Annotated in this window: 20 protein-coding genes; 3 read left to right on the top strand and 17 right to left on the bottom strand. The window is 60.6% G+C overall.

The features are described 5' to 3' along the window. Positions 1-43: 43 nt before the first annotated feature. The 9 genes from N1937_RS05645 to N1937_RS05605 all read right to left on the bottom strand — a co-directional run bounded on the left by N1937_RS05645 (position 44) and on the right by N1937_RS05605 (position 7,252). The gene (locus N1937_RS05645) at positions 44-475 is read right to left on the bottom strand and encodes a MucR family transcriptional regulator (RefSeq protein ID WP_003557810.1); all 432 of its coding nucleotides are present in this window, start codon (positions 473-475) and stop codon (positions 44-46) included. Positions 476-915: 440 nt separating this feature from the next. Next, positions 916-1,248, bottom strand: a complete 333-nt coding sequence (gene mnhG / locus N1937_RS05640) for a monovalent cation/H(+) antiporter subunit G (RefSeq protein WP_017963540.1) — start codon at positions 1,246-1,248, stop codon at positions 916-918. Beyond that, a complete protein-coding gene (locus tag N1937_RS05635; RefSeq protein WP_017963539.1) occupies positions 1,245-1,589 on the bottom strand; it encodes a cation:proton antiporter in 345 nt (114 codons plus the stop codon). Before N1937_RS05635 ends, mnhG begins: the two co-directional genes overlap by 4 nt. Further along, the gene (locus tag N1937_RS05630) at positions 1,586-2,059 is read right to left on the bottom strand and encodes a Na+/H+ antiporter subunit E (RefSeq protein ID WP_170280396.1); all 474 of its coding nucleotides are present in this window, start codon (positions 2,057-2,059) and stop codon (positions 1,586-1,588) included. Before N1937_RS05630 ends, N1937_RS05635 begins: the two co-directional genes overlap by 4 nt. Beyond that, positions 2,056-3,624, bottom strand: a complete 1,569-nt coding sequence (locus tag N1937_RS05625) for a Na+/H+ antiporter subunit D (protein WP_260057830.1) — start codon at positions 3,622-3,624, stop codon at positions 2,056-2,058. The genes N1937_RS05630 and N1937_RS05625 overlap by 4 nt, the downstream gene beginning before the upstream one ends. Before the next feature lie 64 nt (positions 3,625-3,688). Then, positions 3,689-4,066 (bottom strand): Na+/H+ antiporter subunit C, encoded by a 378-nt coding sequence (locus N1937_RS05620; protein WP_032985038.1) that lies wholly within the window; start codon positions 4,064-4,066, stop codon positions 3,689-3,691. Further along, entirely contained in the window at positions 4,066-4,485 is a 420-nt protein-coding gene (locus N1937_RS05615) for a Na(+)/H(+) antiporter subunit B (protein WP_017963535.1), read from the bottom strand. The genes N1937_RS05620 and N1937_RS05615 overlap by 1 nt, the downstream gene beginning before the upstream one ends. Positions 4,486-4,489: 4 nt before the next feature. Beyond that, positions 4,490-6,847, bottom strand: coding sequence for a putative monovalent cation/H+ antiporter subunit A (locus tag N1937_RS05610; RefSeq protein WP_260057828.1), 2,358 nt, complete (start codon positions 6,845-6,847; stop codon positions 4,490-4,492). A gap of 189 nt (positions 6,848-7,036) precedes the next feature. Beyond that, complete coding sequence (locus N1937_RS05605) at positions 7,037-7,252, bottom strand: hypothetical protein (RefSeq protein WP_017963533.1); 216 nt, start codon at positions 7,250-7,252, stop codon at positions 7,037-7,039. Positions 7,253-7,439: 187 nt separating this feature from the next. On the opposite strand from N1937_RS05605, the gene msrB reads away from it, so the two are divergent. Continuing rightward, the gene (msrB, locus tag N1937_RS05600) at positions 7,440-7,853 is read left to right on the top strand and encodes a peptide-methionine (R)-S-oxide reductase MsrB (RefSeq protein ID WP_017963532.1); all 414 of its coding nucleotides are present in this window, start codon (positions 7,440-7,442) and stop codon (positions 7,851-7,853) included. 133 nt (positions 7,854-7,986) lie between these two features. Here the strand turns inward: msrB and N1937_RS05595 are convergent, their stop codons facing one another. Together N1937_RS05595 and N1937_RS05590 are read right to left on the bottom strand one after the other, a co-directional pair. Beyond that, positions 7,987-8,496, bottom strand: coding sequence for an Hsp20/alpha crystallin family protein (locus N1937_RS05595; RefSeq protein WP_260057825.1), 510 nt, complete (start codon positions 8,494-8,496; stop codon positions 7,987-7,989). 41 nt (positions 8,497-8,537) lie between these two features. Next, positions 8,538-9,014, bottom strand: coding sequence for an Hsp20 family protein (locus tag N1937_RS05590; RefSeq protein WP_162118084.1), 477 nt, complete (start codon positions 9,012-9,014; stop codon positions 8,538-8,540). A gap of 211 nt (positions 9,015-9,225) precedes the next feature. Between N1937_RS05590 and N1937_RS05585 the strand changes: the two genes are divergently transcribed. Next, a complete protein-coding gene (locus tag N1937_RS05585) occupies positions 9,226-9,447 on the top strand; it encodes a hypothetical protein (protein WP_162118085.1) in 222 nt (73 codons plus the stop codon). Between the two features lie 34 nt (positions 9,448-9,481). On the opposite strand, the gene N1937_RS05580 is transcribed toward N1937_RS05585, so the two are convergent. The 5 genes from N1937_RS05580 to N1937_RS05560 all read right to left on the bottom strand — a co-directional run bounded on the left by N1937_RS05580 (position 9,482) and on the right by N1937_RS05560 (position 15,397). Next, entirely contained in the window at positions 9,482-11,692 is a 2,211-nt protein-coding gene (locus N1937_RS05580) for an amylo-alpha-1,6-glucosidase (protein ID WP_170257676.1), read from the bottom strand. Positions 11,693-11,707: 15 nt separating this feature from the next. Beyond that, positions 11,708-12,802 carry a glycosyltransferase family 4 protein gene (locus tag N1937_RS05575; protein WP_260057824.1) on the bottom strand — a complete coding sequence of 365 codons (1,095 nt, stop codon included), beginning with the start codon at positions 12,800-12,802 and terminating at the stop codon, positions 11,708-11,710. Between the two features lie 86 nt (positions 12,803-12,888). Then, positions 12,889-13,311, bottom strand: a complete 423-nt coding sequence (locus N1937_RS05570) for a hypothetical protein (RefSeq protein WP_017963527.1) — start codon at positions 13,309-13,311, stop codon at positions 12,889-12,891. Between the two features lie 91 nt (positions 13,312-13,402). Continuing rightward, complete coding sequence (groL, locus tag N1937_RS05565) at positions 13,403-15,031, bottom strand: chaperonin GroEL (RefSeq protein WP_260057822.1); 1,629 nt, start codon at positions 15,029-15,031, stop codon at positions 13,403-13,405. A 51-nt stretch (positions 15,032-15,082) separates the two neighbouring features. Then, entirely contained in the window at positions 15,083-15,397 is a 315-nt protein-coding gene (locus N1937_RS05560; protein ID WP_260057821.1) for a co-chaperone GroES, read from the bottom strand. Between the two features lie 276 nt (positions 15,398-15,673). On the opposite strand from N1937_RS05560, the gene N1937_RS05555 reads away from it, so the two are divergent. After that, positions 15,674-15,946, top strand: coding sequence for an usg protein (locus tag N1937_RS05555; protein WP_260057820.1), 273 nt, complete (start codon positions 15,674-15,676; stop codon positions 15,944-15,946). A gap of 91 nt (positions 15,947-16,037) precedes the next feature. Here the strand turns inward: N1937_RS05555 and N1937_RS05550 are convergent, their stop codons facing one another. Beyond that, positions 16,038-16,739: a pentapeptide repeat-containing protein gene (locus N1937_RS05550; protein WP_260057819.1), complete on the bottom strand. Its 702-nt coding sequence runs from the start codon at positions 16,737-16,739 to the stop codon at positions 16,038-16,040. Positions 16,740-16,747: the final 8 nt, after the last annotated feature.

Genomic DNA, 16,747 nt, shown 5'->3' with positions numbered 1-16,747 from the left:
GGCACAAGACCCGGCTTTTTGTCGTCGATGCTTTCGAAAAAGCTCAGCCGCGGCCGCGCTTGCGGCGTTGCCCGAGGCCCATCTCCTTTGCCAAGCGCGAACGCGCTTCGGCATAAGCGGGCGCTACCATCGGGTAATCGGTCGGCAGGTCCCACTTCTCGCGGTATTCTTCCGGCGAGAGGCTGTGATGCGTCATCAGGTGACGCTTGAGGGACTTGAAGTTGCCGCCGCATTCCAAACACGTGATCTGCTCGTCCTGTACGGACTTGCGGACAGAAACTGCAGGCTTCTGCTTTTCGACGATCGCCGCAGCAGGCTGCGGTACGGACGTGTTGCTCAGTGCCGAATGCACGTCGGAAATCAGATTGGCCAGGTCGCTGACCGGTACAACATGGTTGCTGACATAGGCCGCAACGATGTCGGCCGTCAGTTCCACAAGCAGCTCCGGCGCATTGCCGGTCGCTATATCCGTCATATTTTTTCTCCTGTTAGCATGCACAAACGGTCTTTGACCGACACGTCAAAGACCCGCCTCGTAGAAGCGAACAGCAAAAGCACCGGAAGCGATCTTCTGTTTCGAAAAACGCGAAATCCACCCCTAGATTCCGAAGAGCGAGACCTGTCCTTATACTGCCTGATTGGAAACCACTACGTCATGCTCCGGGCTATGGCCTCAGTTTAGACATTGAAAATCAAAACTGAGCGACTTGGAAGCAGTACGATTGCAATTCACAATCAGAACTCTACTTGCATTTTCAAATACCATCGTTTGACCAAAAGGCCAATTATTATTTGTCGTTTTTCTTGAGAAAATGTGACAGATGAAGAATTGAAGGGCTTTCCGCCAAGCTTTACTCACAGCTTCCTGTGCATAAGTTTTGCATAAATCTGGTAATGTCGGCGAACAGCATAGGCTCAAAGATCTCTGATATCGTCACGGACCGAGAGTTCACCGAGATCATATCCTGAACGGTGGGCAGTTCTGGCAAGGAGATGGGCAGACACCGGCGCCGTCAGCAGGAAAAAGATAAAGCCGGCGATGGCGCGGGCGAGAATCGCCAGATCTTGCGAATAGAGGCCGGCGGCGAGGAGCAATAGGCCGGAGCCGACCGTCCCCGCCTTCGAGGCCGAGTGCATGCGCGTGTAGAGATCGGGCAGCCTGACAAGGCCGATTGCCGCTGCAAGAGCAAAGAGCGCTCCGACGATCAGCAGCAGGGCGGTGATGGCAGCCACGATATAATCGATCATCGCTTCTTGCCCCCTGCCCGCTTTTGCGTGTTGCCATTTGCCGCAGATGGCTTCGATTTGATATTGCCGCGCGACAGCACAAAGCGGGCGAAGGCGACAGTCGCCAGGAAACCGACAAGGCCGAGCGAGATGGCGATATCAATATAGAGCGAAAAGCTGGTCTTGACCGCGATGACCGCAATGAAACCGATGGCGATACCGGTCAGCATGTCGAGGGCAAGAATACGATCCGGCAATGTCGGGCCGGCAACGACGCGCCAGACGGTGAGGATCAGCGCCAGGCCGAGGATGACGAGTGCGGTCGAAGATGCGACTGCGATAATCGCGGCAGGCGTGATCACCGGAAGGCCTCCATGATCTTGCGTTCGAAACCGTTGGCGATATCACGCTTGGTGGCCTCAGGATCGGAACAATCGAGCGCATGGACATAGAGCATTCGGCGATCTGTCGAGACGTCGACCGAAAGCGTGCCAGGTGTCAGCGTGATCAGGTTTGCCAGCAAAGTGATCTCGAAATCGCTCGTCAGCGTCAGCGGAAAGGCGAAGATGCCGGGCTTCAGCTTCATATCGGGCGAGAGGACGGTGACCGTGACCTTCCAGGCCGACAGCGACAATTCCTTCAGGAACAGAATGGCAAGCGAGAGCACCGGGAGGACGCGGGGGATATGTCCCTTGCCGCCGAAGGATTCGCGGATGATGACCAGCGCCAGGGCGCCAAGCAGCAAGCCGAAGATGAGGTTGTGCGGTGAGGCGCTGCCGGTGACGGCGATCCAGGCAACGGCCAGCAGCAGGTTGAAGAGGACGAAGATCACGGCGCGCCTCCTTCCGGGAAGACCGAGTGAAGATAGGCCTGGGGATCGGCAAGGCCGGCAGCTGCGGATTGCGACAGCGCCAGCAACTGTTCCGGCAAGATGCCGAAGCCGACGACCAGCGCTGTCAGCGCGGCGAGCGGCAGACCGGTGCGCCACCTCGGTCCGGACGGTGTCAGGACTGTCGGTGTCAGGGCTATCGCCGCCGGGCGCCAATAGGCGAGCAGGAAGAGCCGGCCGAAGGCAATTGTCGTCAGAAAACCGCCAATCAGGATCGCGGCCGCCAGCCACCAGGCGCCGAGATCGAGCGAGGCCTTGACGAGGATGACCTTCGGCCAGAAGCCGGAAAAGGGCGGCAGGCCACAGGCGGCAAGGAAGAGCACGAGGGAGAGCGCGGTGAAGCCACCGCTTTGCCTGTAGAGCCCGCCGAGGGCCGATAGCGAAAAGCCGCCGCCGCGGCGGGCGATCTCGCCGGCGGCAAGATAAAGCGCCGTCATCAGCACCATGGAATGGAGCGCATAGAAGACCGCGCCGCTGATGCCGCCAAGGCCGCCAAGCGCGACGCCGGCAAGCATGTTGCCGATGCCCGATATGACGACATAGCCGAACAGCCTGCGGATATCGTTTTCGGCAAGCGCGCCGAGAGCGCCGACGAGAATGGTCGCGGCGGCGGCGAGTGCGATCACCAGGCTCAATTCCTGCCGCTCCATCGGCAGCAGCATGACCATCACCCGGATCAGCGCGTAGATGCCGACCTTGGTCAGCAGGCCGGCAAACAGCGCCGATACGGTGATGCGCGGCGTATGGTAGGCGGCCGGCAGCCAGAAATTGACCGGAAAGGCCGCCGCTTTCATGCCGAAGGCGAGCAGGAAGAGGCTTGCCAGCGTCATCAGAGGCGCCGTGCCGCGCAAATCCGCGGCTTTTGCAGCTATATCGGCCATGTTGAGGGTGCCGAAGGCGGCATAGAGGATGCCGACGCCTATCAGGAACAACGTCGTGGCGATGAGATTGAGTACCGCATATTTCAGCGCACCGTCGATCTGTTGGCGCTCGGAGCCAAGGATGATCAGCCCGAAGGAGGAGATCAGCAGCACCTCGAACCAGACATAGAGATTGAAGACATCGCCGGTAAGAAAGGCGCCGGTGACGCCGGCCATCAGCAGCATCAGCAGCGGGAAGAAACCATATCGCCGGCCGCTCTCACCAATATCGGCCAGCGCATAGATGCCGCCGGCGAGCGCGGCAAGGGCTGCGGTGAAGGCCATCAGCGCACCGAAGAGATCGACGGTGAAGGCGATGCCGAAGGGCGGCAGCCAGCGGCCCATGACCATGGTGAGCGGCCCTTCGGCGGCGACCTTGGCGAGCAGTGCCGCATCGATCAGCGCCAGCGCGGCAAGGCCTGGGATGGCAAGCCAGGCCTGCAGGCGGGGATAGGCGCGCAGCATCAGCAGGACGGCACCCAGCGTGATGCAATGGGCGACCGGCAGGATGGCAAGCCAATGGCCGATCGGCACCGGGACGGTGATCAGGGCGGCGGAGAGATCGACGGTAGAGGTTGGGGCGGCCATTAGATGGCGCCTCCGCTATCGCACGAGAGGGTTTGCCATGGGGTGAGCATCCGCACCAACATCCTTAATACCCCAATGGCGGCAGCGGCCGGTCGTCGGGCTCGGCGGCGCGCATGTCGCTGGTGTTGTCGGTGCCGAGGTCCTGATAGGCGCGGTAGGTCAGCACCAGCAGGAAGGCAAGGAAGGAGAAGGAGATGACGATCGCCGTCAGGATGAGGGCCTGCGGCAACGGGTTGGCCGTGCCTGCGGGCAAGCTGTCGAGACCCACCGGGATGATCGGCGGCACCTCGCGCGTCAGCCGGCCGCCGGTAAAGAGCAGCAGGTTGACGGCATTGCCGAGGATGGCGATGCCGAGCATGATGCGGATCGAGAATTTCGACAGCATCAGATAGATGGCGGCGGCAAAGAACAGGCCGACGAGGATCGCGAGAAGCGGCTCCATCATTCCACCTCCTTTTCTTCCAATGCCAGCGCGATCGAGGTGATGGCGCCGAGCACGACGAGATAGACGCCGACATCGAAGAGCATGACGCTCGACAGCGGCATCTCGGCGCCGAAAAGCTTCGGATAAATCCAGAGGCCGGTCATGAAGGGAACGGCAAAGAGGATGGAGAGAAGACCCGCCATGGTCGACAGGAGCAGGCCGAAGCCGGCAATCGACAGCGGATGGAAGTACAGCGCGCGGCGAACGGCGCCAACACCGCGGGCAATGCCGTAAATTGCCAGTCCGGAGGCAGCGATCAGCCCGCCGATGAAGCCGCCGCCCGGCTCGTTATGGCCGCGCAGCAGCACGAAGACTGAAAAAAGCAGCATCAGCGCGGTGAGAAACGGGGCGACGGTGCGGAAAATGAGGGTGTTCATGCGATCAGCCCTCCGCCGTGGGATCATTGGCGGCAAGCTTGCGCTCGCTGCCGGCGCGGATGCGGATCAGCGCCAGGATGGCAAGGCCGGTGACCGCGACAACGGCAATTTCGCCGAGCGTGTCGGTGCCGCGGAAATCGACGATGATGACGTTGACGACGTTGGCGCCGTGGGCGATCGATTTGGAATAGGCGTTGAAGAAAGCCGTCAACGCATCGTCGAACGGCGCCTCGGTCGCCCGCATCAGCAAAAGCATGAAGCCGAGGCCGCAGACAAGCGCCAGCGCACCGTCGAAGAGCTTGCGGCCGAGCGGCCGCCGATCGGCGGGAGATAGGCGAAGCCTGGTCATCACCAGCGCGAGGATGACCACCGAGAGCGTTTCCACCATGAACTGGGTAAACGACAGATCCGGCGCGCCGAACAGCAGGAAGATGATGGCGACGGCGAAACCCTGGATGCCGAGCGAGACGATCGCCGTCAACCGGTCGCGGGCGACCAGCACGGCGGCAAGGCCGAAGGCGGCGATCAGAAAGACCGCCCATTCATAGAGCCTGACATCGGCCGGCCAGGCCGGAAGGCGCGGCAGTTCGCCATAGACGACCGGGGGGACGATGAGGATGGCGGCAACGCAAAGGAAGCTGCAGGTGACATAGATCTCCAGCCGCCCCGGCTGGAGGACACGCATGAGGCGGCCCGAGAAGCGGACAAGGCCCGATATAGCGACATCAAAGCCATGGTCCGGCCCGGGTCCGGCCGCGCGCAAGAAGATGGCCATCAGGAAACGGGCGCGCGCCAGCTGCCAGTAAACGCCGATACCGAGCAGTATGGTCAGGGCGGAGAGCGCCAAGGGCAGGCCGATATGCGGCGTCAGCGAAATGTCGATGTCGACGGATGTCTGGCGGATGGCGGTAGCGAGCGGGGAGGACAGCACGGTATGGCTGAAGGTCGAGAAGATCGCCGCGAGCAGGCCGAGGACGGCGAGAACGGCCGGGCCGAGCCAAAGCAGGACGGGTGCTTCATGCGGAGGTTTCGGCGTCTCCACCGGCCGTCCGAGGAAGGGTTTCAGCGCCACGGCGAAGGCGACGGCGAACATCAGCGCATTGCCGAAGACGGTTATCGCGGTAAATGTGATCGCGCGGACATCGGCACCGACGAGTGCCGTGTAGATCTCCTCCTTGGCGAGGAAACCGAAGAAGGGCGGCAGGCCGGCCATGGAGAAGGCCGCCGAAAGCGCGATCATCCAGGTGAGCGGCATCGCCCGCATCAGGCCACTGAGCCTGGTGATATCGCGCGTGCCGGTCTCGTGATCGATGATGCCGGCGATCATGAAGAGCGCGCCCTTGAAGAGAGAATGCGCCACCAGATAAAGCGCCGCCGCCTCGACCGCATGGTCCGAGCCGAAGCCGATCAGCATGACGAGCAGGCCGAGCGAGGAGACGGTGGTATAGGCAAGCTTGAGCTTCAGGTCGGTCTGGCGGATGGCGAGTGCGGTACCGACCACCAGCGTCAGCCCGCCGAAGAAGGGCAGAAGGATTTCCCAGGCAGGCGTTGCCCCCATGACGGGATTGAGCCGCATCAGCAGATAGACGCCTGCTTTCACCATTGTGGCCGAATGCAGATAGGCCGAAACCGGCGTCGGCGCCTCCATGGCGTTCGGCAGCCAGAAATGAAAGGGAAATTGGGCCGACTTGGTGAAGGCGCCGCCCAGGACCAGAAGGAGGGCTGCGAGATAGAACGGGCTTTCGCGCACGACATCGCCCGTTCCGATGAGCCGCGACATCTCCGTGACGCCTGAGATATTCCAGAGGATCAGCAGGCCGGCCAACAGGCAGAGCCCTCCCCCGCCGGTCACTACAAGCGCCTGCAGGGCAGCGCGGCGAGCCGCCGCCCGCTGGTGATCGAAGCCGATCAGCAGGAAGGACGTGATCGACGTCAGCTCCCAGAAGATGAAGAGCATCAGGAAACTGTCGGAAACGACGACGCCGAGCATCGCGCCCATGAAGAGGAAGATGAAGGAGAAGAAGCGGCCCTGATCCTTGTGTCCCTTGAGATAGCCGCCGGCATAAAGCACGATCAGCGTGCCGATGCCGGTGATCAACAGCGCGAAAGCCAGCGATAGGCCGTCGAGGAACCAGGAAAAGGAGAGATGAAAGCTCGGCACCCAGGAATACCCGCCGGTGACGACCTCGCCGCGCGCGATCTTGGGAACGAAACGCAGAAAATGCAGGAAGGCGAGCAAGGGAGCGATCGCCAGGAGCCAGGCACCGTTTGCGCCGAAAATGCGGATGACGAAGGGAGCGGCAAGAGCGCCGACGAGCGGCAGACACAGGGCCAGAAATGTCAGAGCCGTGACATCGGCCATGTCTCCTCCTCTACTGCATAATTCAAAATATTACAGTCCTTTGCACGTCCGACAAGACACGCGGCGCTGTAAAGGCGACAGACGAAAAAGCCGAAGAAAACCGGCCCTTGTTCTGGCTTAGGCGAAATGGGGGAGCGTCTCAAGCGATTTCGGCCGCAGGCCGCACTGCATTACGATGTTCGAAGCCGATCAGGCCATCGGTCGGGAAAGGCGCGTCAGCAGCCGGGTGATGCAACCATGCAGGATAAAGACCAGAAGCGTCAGCGGCCAGAGCAGGCAGGCGAAGAGCCCGGCGAGACGATGGAGCGTCAAGCCGTCATGGTTGGCCCAGCCTTCCAACAGCGTGACCGCCATGGCGGCCACGGCCACCAGGCCGTAAAGCAGGACGATTGCCGCCTCAAACACCAGTGATTCTCCAATGCACGTAACATTAACCCTAACAGAAAACCCCTAACGGATGTAAAAGCAAGCGTCTTACTCCAATTGCGGTATGCCGCCAATCTCATGGCGCCGCGCTGGAGACTTGATGAAGTGAACGCGGCGCACCACATTTTGCGCAAACGGAAACGCCCCTCGGCGAAAGGAGCACCTCATGTCCGAAACTGCGACCACCGCCAAGATCCATAAGACCGATGCCGAATGGAAAGAGCAGCTCTCCCCCGAGCAATACCGCATCACGCGCCAGCACGGCACCGAACGCGCCTTCACCGGCCCTTACTGGGATTCGTTCGAGACGGGGCTTTACCGCTGCGTCGGCTGCAACGCGCCGCTTTTCCGCTCCGACACGAAATTCGATGCCGGCTGCGGCTGGCCGAGCTATTTCGAAGCGGTATCGCCCGGTGCGGTGACCGAACATCGCGACACGGCCTTTGGCATGGTGCGCACCGAAATCCGTTGCGGCAGCTGCGAAGCCCATCTCGGCCACGTCTTTCCGGATGGTCCGCCACCGACCGGCCTGCGCTACTGCATCAACGGCCACTCCATGGTGTTCGAGCCGGGGAAATAGGCCTGAACCTGCGATCGGCATCTGCCGATCCAGCGGCCATGTGGAGACTAAGCGCGACGGAAATTTCCGTGCCGCCATGGACGACATGGTAGCGGCGGCCGCCAGGTGGTCGGCCGCCGCGCACTGGTTTCGATCAGCTTCTGATGGCGATGCGCTTGACCTGTGAGAGCGCCTTTTCGGTCTTCGGCAAGGTGACAGTCAGGACGCCATTCTTGAAGGTGGCGTCGACCTGATCTTCCTTGACCTCGGTGCCGAGCGGGATGCGTCGCTCGAAGCGGCCATAGTAGCGCTCCGAGAACTGCTTCTCCTTGTCTTCAGTCTCCGAACGCTTTTCACCCTTCAGCGTCAGAACGCCGTCATCGAGGAGGACATCGATGTCCTTTTCCTCAAGGCCGGGGACTTCGGCCGTCACCTTGATATCCTTATCGGTGTCGGAGATCTCGACACTCGGCCAGCCGGCACCGAAACCGCTGGCGCCACGCAGTGACCGCAGGCCAGCGCCGAAGCTGCGGAAAGCATCGTCGAACAGCCGGTTTACCTCGCGATGGAGCGATAGGAAAGGATCATGGTCGTCCTCGCGGAGGAGACTCGGAACTTGGTGGCCGTTGCTGCGGCCCCAGGGAATCAAATCACGAACACTCATGGCTTACTCCTTTCTGGTGGTTCTTGGGCATTCCTGACGGTTCAGGCTGCCTGCGTCTCGGCCTCGATCTGCCGGGTCTCGGCCTTCGGCATTGCATTCCCAGTTCCGATCTCGATCTGGCGCGGCTTCATCTCTTCAGGAATTTCACGCTTGAGATCGATGGTCAGCAGACCGTTGACGAGGCGGGCATCCACGACCTTGACGTGGTCAGCCAATTCGAACCGACGCTGGAAGCTTCGACCAGCAATGCCGCGATGCAGGTATTGAACATCTTCGCCGTTGGCCTTCTGCCCTGAGACGACGAGCATGTTCTGCTCGTGGATGATCGCTAGCTCGTCCTGCGAGAAGCCCGCCACCGCCATGGCGATGCGGTATTCGTCCTCGCCGGTTTTGACGATATCGTAAGGCGGCCAGTTGTCGATTGTCTCGGCGCGGCTTGCAGCCTCGAGCGCGTTCAACATCCGCTCGAAGCCGACGCTCGACCGGATCAGGGGAGAGAAATCGAGGTTTGTCCTCATAGCCATATCCTCCTTACAAGCAACATGGATACAGGAAACGCCAAGAGCGACAGGCGTCTCCTGGACCTGTCGATCCCTGCTCGGCGATCGACAATACTGATATAATTCAGCAGTTTACCGTTTCAAGAAGACGGAATTTCTCAACGGAAAAATTGCTTTTCTTCGAAGGCGCCACCATATCTGGGCGTAGCTTGAGAGAGGAGCAATGGTTATGACAATGACTTCAAAGGACGTCATCGCCGTCCTCGGGCCCGCCGATGAAACGCTCGTGGCCGAGGTTATCGCGACAGGTGCCACCCAGGCTGAACTCGCCGAGGCATTTGCGTGGGCCAGCAACGACGAAGCCTTGATGAGTGAAGGCCGGCCCCTGCCAACAGGTAGGGTTGCTGCGCTTGTTGATCTGCTGAGTTCCGATGAAGAGGAGCCGGAATAGGAGAGGCGGATGACCCACCTCCCCCACTGATCCGTCATGCTGTCGTGAGCACCTGAACATTGCCGTGGCGATCCATCACATCCACCACGACCTGGCGTCCCGATCGGCGAATGGCGACGTCAGCCGAGCCATTGCCGATCAACAGGCGTCGTAAGATCACTTCGTCCAGGAACGGGGGAAGTTGCGGCACGTTGAAGCTGATGCGCAAGCCATTCGGGTCGAAGTCGAGGCCGAGACAGGATTGCAGCAGCGACAAAGGAGCGGCTGCCGCCCATGCTTGAGGCGAGCAGGCGACCGGATAGAAGGTCGGCCCCCGTGCCCGCTGGCGCGGCAGGCCGCAGAGGAGTTCGGGGAGCCGCCGCAGGTCGATATAGGTCGAGGCGGCAAACAATCCCTCGAATATCCGCGCGGCTTCGGCGCGATAGCCATAGCGGGCAAGGCCGCTGGCGATCAAGGCATTGTCATGTGGCCAGATCGAGCCGTTGTGGTAGCTCATCGGATTGTAACGCGGTTCCGTGGAGGGAATGGTGCGGATGCCCCAGCCACAGAAGGACGAGGCACTCATCAGAGTGCGGGTAATCTGTGCGACCCGTTCAGGATAAGCAATGCCGGCGAACAGAGCATGGCCGGCATTGGAAGATCGAACCCGGCAGGGCCGCTTGTCTCCGTCGAGGGCCAACACATATGTGCCAAGTTCCTCGTCGAAGAAGCTGATGTCAAAGGCACGGCGCAGTCCCTCCGCCCGCGCGAGAAAGCTCGCCGCTCGTTCCGGCCTGCCGGTCCGCCGGAAGATTTCGGCAGCACTTTGCCATGCGGCGTAGACATAAGCCTGGACCTCAACGATTGCGATTGGCCCCTTGGCCAATGTGCCGTCGGCATGGAAGACCGAATCGTGGCTATCTTTCCATGCTTGATTGATCAATCCTTCTTCCGTCAGCCGTCCATATTCAATGAAGCCGTCGCCGTCACGATCGCCATGTTCGTCGACCCATGTCAGTGCCGCTTCCAGATGTGGCAGGAGACGGTCGATCGTCGCAAGATCACCGGTTCGTTTGAGATATTCGCCGGCCAGTATCACAAACAGCGGCGTCGAATCGATGCTGCCGTAATAGCGCCGGAATGGAACCTCGCCAAGTTCGGCCATTTCGCCAAAGCGGATTTCGTGCAGGATCTTGCCTGGCTCGGCGTCAGAGGCAGGATCGATGTCCGTCGCCTGGTTGGCTGCCAGATGGCCGAGAACCCCGCGGGCGATCTCCGGATCGAGCCAAAGTGTCTGAAGCGCCGTGATCAGGGCGTCACGGCCGAAGACGGTGCTGAACCAGGGAATGCCGGCGTAGGGATAAGGACCTTCCGGCTTGTCGGTCATCAGCATGTAGAGGTCGGAGACGCTGCGCCGCGCGGCTTCGTTGAATATCTCGTTGGACGTTGCGATCGACGCCGCGCGCGAGGAAGAGGCTCGCAATGCACGCCGGGCATCCCGCAGGGCCAAGAAGAAGGAGCGGTTGCTCGGTGGATCGGCGGGGGTCTGATCGCAGCCGATCTTGATGAAGAGCGATTTTGTCTGCTGCGGCTCAAGATGGAGATCATAGGTGAGGAGATTGCTGCGGATTTCGGCCGGTTCCGGTACGAAGGAAAACCGCGTCGACCGCTTGCGGCCGTCCAGGCCGATATAGGAAAGCAGGACGCAATCCTGCTCTATGATGGCGGGAAGATGGCGCCCTCTCCTTGCTCTTACGGTTCCACGGACTTCGAAAAGGTCGGCGAAATCGGCTTCGAAGGCGATTTGGATTCGGACATGTTGCCGCCGGTCGTCGTAATTCCTCACGGCCACCCGCTCATAACAGCGAGCATTCCAGAGAAACCGTGACCTGCGCAAATGAATCAGGTCATGAGCCAGAGCCAGCTTTCCATTCTTATCGAATAGATCAGGATTGGTGAGATCGCAGGTCAGCGTGGCGTTGTCATCTCGCAGCGTCGACGACAGGAGCATCGGCCGTTGCCCATTGATCGTCAGGTAGAAATGCGAGAGATAACGGGTATCGCAATGGAAAAGACCTTCCGGGCTGCCGGGACCGGACAGAGCGTCGCCATTGTAATCGAAGACGGCGAAAGTATCGCCGTGCTTCAGGGTACGCGGCCGTCGCTCCTGCAGCGACGCGGCCGCCGGAATGAAAAACTGCGCGACCGGTGCCGCCGGGCCTGGCAATGCTGCGGCGGGGTTGCTGTCCGCAGAAATGTTCGACATGTCTCCTCCTTGACGTCAGGCGACAGCCTGCAGGTCGCGCGCTGGACCATTCGACCGACGGATAGGCGCGGCTTTGGTACGAACGCCCGGCAAGTTGCGATAGATGTCGAGATAGCCGCGCGCCATCCGTTGCGCGGTGAAGCGCTTTTCGAATGTGGCTCGCACCCTGCGCCGATCGAGGCGGAGCGCCCATTCGACGTTCTCGGCCGCTTCGGTGACGCTGTCGACCAGGATGCCGGAGATGCCGTTGTCAATCACCTCCGGGACGGAGCCACAGCCGAAAGCGATCACCGGCGTGCCGCAGGCCATCGCCTCGATCATCACCAGCCCAAAGGGCTCCGGCCAGTCGATCGGGAACAGCAGAGCGCCCGCATTTCCGAGGAAGTCAGCTTTCTGTTGTTCATTGATCTCACCGATGAATTCAACCTGCGGGTGCCTCCTCACCATGGGCTCTATAACAGCTTCCCAATAGGCCTTGTCGGCATTATCGATCTTGGCGGCGATCTTCAGCGGCATTCCGACCTTTGCCGCGATTTGGATAGCGCGGTCGGGGCGCTTTTCCGGGGAAATACGCCCAAGGAAGGCGAGGTAATTGCCCCTAGGGTTCTCGGTGAAGGGAAGAATATCGGCCGGCAAACCGTGATAGACCGTTCCGCGCCAATCGACCGGTGGCATCGGACGCCGCTGGTCGTTGGAGATCGACACGAGCGGAATATCCGGGAACGCCGTGTAGAATGGCTTGAGATCCGGCAGGTCCAGCCGCCCGTGCAGCGTCGTGACCGTGCGATGGGCGAAATCGCGGATCAGCGGAAAATGCAGAAGATCGATGTGGAAATGTAGCACATCGAACTCATCCGCCCGCCGACGGATCTCCTCCAGCATCACGACCTGATGCGGCAGATGGTCCTTGACCGCCGGGTTGAGCCGCAGGGCGACGTCCGCACACGCCACCAGCTTCGCCTGGGTGACGGAATCGCCGCTGGCAAAGAGCGTGACGTCATGTCCCTGTGTGACGAGTTCTTCAGTAAGATAGGAAACGATCCGCTCGGTTCCCCCGTAGAGCTTCGGCGGAACGCTTTCGGCGAGCGGTGCAATCTGAGCGATCTTCATCGGCAAAACCTCCTCTGTTGAGCAAAGAGTCGTCGGCAAAAATCATGCCTGCGTCCTCAAGAGGCACGCGGCAGGTAGAGAGAGGATCAGGTTTCGAATAGCTGTCGGCGGCGTTCTCCTTTCCAGTAGCTGCACAAGCCAAGACCGGGGAGCCGGCGTGGCGGCAGCTTTCGACGGCGGATCCTGTGGGCACGCGAGGAAGCGGGCGAATCTTGGTTGCCAGATTGCTGGTCGCCCTTGTCCAACGTTTTCAGCGCTTCAACAATCTCGTCATAGGAGACGGCTGTTTCCGCACCGGGATAAAGGCGAAGGGCCGGTGCGGAATCGATCGCGAAAATATCCGATGCCCATGACGCGAGAATGGCGCGCTTCTCGTCATTGCCGATGTCGGCGGCGGTGAGCACGTCACGCGGGTGACCGAAATGTTTGGCCGGATAAAGCAGATGCGCCGCGCTGATAGCCGCCGTGGCTTCCTGCTGTATGGAATTGCTGATGCTTTCCTTTCTCATAGCTTGGCTCCACTGATGTTGACCGATGGAACTTGGTTCATTCGCTAGTGCGTGGGGAGGCCCGCCCTTAAGAGCAGGGCGGGCCGATCGCTTAGAAGTCCATGCCGGGGCCGGCGGGCATGGCCGGAGCGGCCTCCTTCTTGGGCTTCTCGGCGATCATCGCTTCCGTCGTCACCAGCAGACCGGCAACGGAGGCTGCGTCCTGAAGCGCCGCGCGCACCACTTTCGCCGGATCGATGACGCCCTGCGCATAGAGATCGCCATATTCGCCGGTCTGAGCGTTCCAGCCATAGGAGAATTCGCTCTTCTCCCGCAGCTTGCCGACCACGATCGAGCCTTCTGCACCGGCGTTTTCGGCGATCTGCCGTACCGGGGCTTCGATTGCGCGGCGCACAATCTCGATGCCGACGCGCTGGTCCTGGTTGGCCACGCTGAGATTATCGAGCGCCTTGACGGCGCGCAGAAGGGCAACGCCACCGCCGGGCAAGATGCCCTCTTCGACGGCGGCACGGGTTGCATGAAGCGCGTCGTCGACGCGATCCTTTTTCTCCTTCACCTCGACTTCGGTCGAGCCGCCGACGCGGATAACAGCAACGCCGCCGGCAAGCTTGGCAAGGCGTTCCTGCAGCTTCTCGCGGTCGTAGTCGGAGGTGGTTTCCTCGATCTGGGCGCGGATCTGAGCCGTGCGACCGTCAAGCTCCGTCTTCGAGCCAGCACCGTCGATGATCGTGGTGTTTTCCTTCTCGATCGACACCTTCTTGGCACGGCCGAGCATGTCGAGCGTCACGTTCTCGAGCTTGATGCCGAGGTCTTCGGAGATGACGGTGCCGCCGGTCAGGATGGCGATGTCTTCGAGCATGGCCTTGCGGCGGTCGCCGAAGCCAGGCGCCTTGACGGCGGCGATCTTGAGGCCGCCGCGCAGCTTGTTGACGACGAGGGTAGCAAGCGCTTCGCCTTCGACGTCTTCAGCGATGATCAGCAGCGGCTTGCTGGATTGGACGACGGCTTCGAGAACCGGCAGCATCGACTGCAGGTTGGAGAGCTTCTTCTCGTGGATGAGAATGTAGGGGTCCTCGAGTTCGACCCGCATCTTGTCCTGGTTGGTAACAAAATACGGGCTCAAATAGCCGCGGTCGAACTGCATGCCTTCGACCACTTCGAGTTCGGTTTCGGCGGTCTTGGCTTCCTCGACGGTGATGACACCTTCATTGCCGACCTTTTCCATCGCTTCAGCGAGGTAACGACCGATCTCGGAATCACCGTTGGCGGAGATCGTGCCGACCTGGGCAATTTCGGAATTGTTGGAGATCTTGCGAGCGTTGGTTTTCAGTTCTTTGACGACAGCGTCGACGGCCAGATCGATGCCCCGCTTCAGGTCCATCGGGTTCATGCCCGAGGCGACCGCTTTAGCGCCTTCCTTGACGATCGCCTGGGCGAGCACGGTAGCAGTCGTCGTGCCGTCGCCGGCGAGATCGTTCGTCTTGGATGCAACTTCACGCAACATCTGAGCGCCCATGTTTTCGAACTTGTCTTCGAGTTCGATTTCCTTGGCGACCGAAACGCCGTCCTTGGTAATGCGCGGAGCGCCGAAGGACTTGTCGATCACGACGTTACGGCCCTTCGGACCGAGCGTCACCTTCACGGCATTGGCCAGGATGTCGACGCCACGCAGCATGCGTTCACGGGCATCGGTATGGAATTTGACTTCTTTCGCAGCCATTCTTTCACTCCTTCGATAGGCAGCTTTTCTTGACTAGTGCGCTGAGAACCCTCAGGCGGCGATCTTTTCGGCGGCCTGGGCCACGATAATGCCCATGACATCGCTTTCCTTCATGATCAGCAGATCTTCGCCATTGATCTTGATCTCGGTGCCGGACCATTTGCCGAACAGGATGCGATCGCCGACCTTAACGTCGAGCGACTGGATCTGGCCGGCTTCGTTGCGCGCGCCGGGGCCGACGGCGATGACCTCGCCTTCCTGCGGCTTCTCCTTGGCGGTGTCTGGAATGATGATGCCGCCCTTGGTCTTTTCCTCGGAATCGACTCGGCGGACAAGAATGCGATCATGAAGCGGTCGGAACGACATGTTTTCCTCCAATGGACAAACAATGATGACGTTGTTCCCCCGACCGGACCGGATGACCGGTCCGGGCGGGTGCAAACCTCTGTCGAGCATATTGCGGAAATGATCTGGTTTTGCGGTTTTTCCATTTCAAGGGGGTGGCGAAAAAAATTAGCACTCGCGATGGATGGCTGCTAACACACTGAGAAGGAACAACAAACACTGCTTCTGCGTTGAGAATCAATTGATGGACGCAAAGATATGCGCCACCTTCTCGTTGTCGTGAAACGGAGATGAAGCATGGAATTTTCATCGGACATAGAGCGCCAGCTCAACGGTTACGGTCTTACCACTGCGCACATCCTCTACCGCATGCCGGATTTTGAATCGGTTCTACAGACCTATATCTGGCAGGATTACGATCTCGCCCCGGACTTTCCGGAAATGCACAGATTCCTGGATTTCTGGCAGACCGAACTTGACGGGCCGCTGCATTCCGTTCGCTATAGCCACCAGCGGCTGATCGGACCGAACGAATGGCGTCGAGTCACGGGCGAGTTCCGATTGCACTAAATCGAATCCGACGGTCCCCGGCCAGATCGTTGTGTGCCCGCCAGCCATTGTTGCCCATAGGGCCTTACCCCGGTATCGCGCGAAGCCCCAATCAATCGTGATCGGCAGGGCATGGCCAGGTCGAGGGTGCCGAAAGGCCGGCCGGCAGCTTGGTCGAGGCATCGCCGCAGGCAAGGTCGATCTGCGCCTGTTCGAGCCCGGCGGCGCCCGAGAGGTCGAGGCCTTCGATGCGGGTCAGGAACATGAAGGCGCGCTCGAAGGTCGCCGGGCCTTCGAAGATGGCCTTGGAGAGATCGGCGCGGGAGAGATTGGCGAAAGAGAATTTCACCCCCGTCAGCACCGCCTTGTCGAAATCGGCGCGGCCGAGTTCGGCCTTTTCGAAGCTCGCGCCGGCGAGCTGGGCGCCGGCGAAATTGGCACGCTGCAGCTCGGCGCCGGCAAAGGACGCGCCCTCGGCGGCGATATTGGCGAAGCTGGAGCGATAGGCCTCGATCTTGGCGAAGTTGGCGCCTTCAGCATGTGCGCCCTCCAATGAGGCACGCACCAGCGTCGCTTTCTCCAGATTGGCGGATTTGACATTGGCGCCGGCGAGATCGGTCAGCGAAAAATCGGTGCCGACGAGATTGGCGCCCTCGAGATCACTGCCCTGCAGCATCAGGTTTTTCTTGGTGCATTCCTGCCAGTCGAGCTTCGGCTCGGCCAGACTGCTGCAATCGGCGGCCCGTGCGGCAACTGGCGGAAATGCTAGAAGGACGAGGGCAAGGAGACCGAACGACGATCTTTGCATTGCCATGAACTGTT

Origin of the sequence: Rhizobium sp. WSM4643 (assembly GCF_025152745.1) — a bacterium.
GTDB lineage: Bacteria > Pseudomonadota > Alphaproteobacteria > Rhizobiales > Rhizobiaceae > Rhizobium > Rhizobium leguminosarum_I.
This window is presented reverse-complemented; position numbering and strand designations above follow the sequence as displayed.

Coding starts and splice junctions, on each gene's coding strand:
- mnhG (WP_017963540.1), bottom strand. CDS start 1,248: ATGATCGATTATATCGTGGCTGCCATCACCGCCCTGCTGCTGATCGTC.
- N1937_RS05580 (WP_170257676.1), bottom strand. CDS start 11,692: ATGTCGAACATTTCTGCGGACAGCAACCCCGCCGCAGCATTGCCAGGC.
- N1937_RS05610 (WP_260057828.1), bottom strand. CDS start 6,847: ATGGCCGATGTCACGGCTCTGACATTTCTGGCCCTGTGTCTGCCGCTC.
- N1937_RS05575 (WP_260057824.1), bottom strand. CDS start 12,802: ATGAAGATCGCTCAGATTGCACCGCTCGCCGAAAGCGTTCCGCCGAAG.
- N1937_RS05625 (WP_260057830.1), bottom strand. CDS start 3,624: ATGGCCGCCCCAACCTCTACCGTCGATCTCTCCGCCGCCCTGATCACC.
- msrB (WP_017963532.1), top strand. CDS start 7,440: ATGTCCGAAACTGCGACCACCGCCAAGATCCATAAGACCGATGCCGAA.
- N1937_RS05590 (WP_162118084.1), bottom strand. CDS start 9,014: ATGAGGACAAACCTCGATTTCTCTCCCCTGATCCGGTCGAGCGTCGGC.
- N1937_RS05595 (WP_260057825.1), bottom strand. CDS start 8,496: ATGAGTGTTCGTGATTTGATTCCCTGGGGCCGCAGCAACGGCCACCAA.
- N1937_RS05555 (WP_260057820.1), top strand. CDS start 15,674: ATGGAATTTTCATCGGACATAGAGCGCCAGCTCAACGGTTACGGTCTT.
- N1937_RS05570 (WP_017963527.1), bottom strand. CDS start 13,311: ATGAGAAAGGAAAGCATCAGCAATTCCATACAGCAGGAAGCCACGGCG.
- N1937_RS05550 (WP_260057819.1), bottom strand. CDS start 16,739: ATGGCAATGCAAAGATCGTCGTTCGGTCTCCTTGCCCTCGTCCTTCTA.
- N1937_RS05560 (WP_260057821.1), bottom strand. CDS start 15,397: ATGTCGTTCCGACCGCTTCATGATCGCATTCTTGTCCGCCGAGTCGAT.
- groL (WP_260057822.1), bottom strand. CDS start 15,031: ATGGCTGCGAAAGAAGTCAAATTCCATACCGATGCCCGTGAACGCATG.
- N1937_RS05615 (WP_017963535.1), bottom strand. CDS start 4,485: ATGAACACCCTCATTTTCCGCACCGTCGCCCCGTTTCTCACCGCGCTG.
- N1937_RS05585 (WP_162118085.1), top strand. CDS start 9,226: ATGACAATGACTTCAAAGGACGTCATCGCCGTCCTCGGGCCCGCCGAT.
- N1937_RS05645 (WP_003557810.1), bottom strand. CDS start 475: ATGACGGATATAGCGACCGGCAATGCGCCGGAGCTGCTTGTGGAACTG.
- N1937_RS05620 (WP_032985038.1), bottom strand. CDS start 4,066: ATGGAGCCGCTTCTCGCGATCCTCGTCGGCCTGTTCTTTGCCGCCGCC.